This window comes from Streptomyces misionensis, assembly GCF_007896895.1.
Taxonomy (GTDB): domain Bacteria; phylum Actinomycetota; class Actinomycetes; order Streptomycetales; family Streptomycetaceae; genus Streptomyces; species Streptomyces misionensis_A.
In genome coordinates, this window is record NZ_VOGW01000044.1 from 69,188 (window position 1) to 70,278 (window position 1,091).

At 76.4% G+C, this 1,091-nt stretch carries 1 protein-coding gene; it reads left to right on the plus strand.

Annotated elements, in window-relative coordinates; genetic code table 11:
• Positions 1–1,091: AMP-binding protein (locus FRZ03_RS40115; RefSeq protein WP_261398716.1), on the plus strand; the 1,091-nt coding region annotated here is incomplete at both ends.

Here is a 1,091-nt window from a genome sequence, read left to right on the forward strand (position 1 = left end):
AGCCGGTCGCGTTCACCGGCCGGCCCGAGGCGACCGCGCTGCGCTGCGGCGACGACAGCGCCACCTATGCGGAACTCGACGCCCTGTCCGGCGGGCTCGCCGCCGCCCTCCGCAGGACCGGCGTCGGCGAGGGCGGCCCGGTGGGTGTGCTGCTGCGCCGCGGCCTGTGGTCGGTCGCCGCCATCGAGGGGATCTGGCGGGCGGGCGGCGCGTATGTGCCCCTCGACCCCGAACTGCCCGCGCAGCGGCTGGCGTACATGGCCGAGGAGGCCGGGCTGCACTGCGTCGTCGCCGAACCGGCCACGGCCGCCGCCGCCCGGCAGCGCCTCGGCATCACCGCCGACGACCGCGTGCTGGCCTTCGCCTCCTTCTCCTTCGACGCCTCCCTCGACCAGGTGCTGCCCGCCCTCACCTCGGGCGCCACCGTCGTGATGCGCCCCGAGGAGCCCTGGCTGCCCACCCAGGTACCGGAGATCGTCCAGCGGTACGGCCTGACCGTGGTCAACGTGCCGCCCACCTACTGGTCGGAACTGGCCCTCAGCCTCGACCGGCGGCTGGCCGCGGCCCTCGCCCCGCTGCGGCTGCTGGTCCTCGGCGGCGAGACGGTGCCCGCCGACACCCTCGCCGTCTGGCGGGCCGCCGTGCCGTGGGTGCGGGTCTGCAACGCCTACGGCCCCACCGAGACCACCGTCACCGCCACCACCCACGACGCCGGTGAACCGCCCGCCGGCAGCGTGCCCATCGGCCGGCCGCTCGGCGACCGGCGGGTGTACGTGGTGGACACCGACGACGAGCAGGTGCCGGTCGGCGTCCTCGGCGAACTCCTCATCGGCGGCACCGAGGTGGCCCGCGGCTACCTCAACCGGCCCGCGCTGACCGCCGAGCGCTTCGTGCCCGACCCGTACGGTCCGCCCGGCCACCGCCTGTACCGCACCGGCGACCTCGTGCGCTGGACACCCGGCGGAGAGCTGGAGTTCGCCGGCCGCCGCGACGACCAGGTCAAGATCCGCGGCTTCCGGGTCGAACTCGGCGAGGTGGAGGCCGTCCTGCGCGCCTGCCCGCTGGTCGCCGCAGCCGCCGCCCGCCCCGAC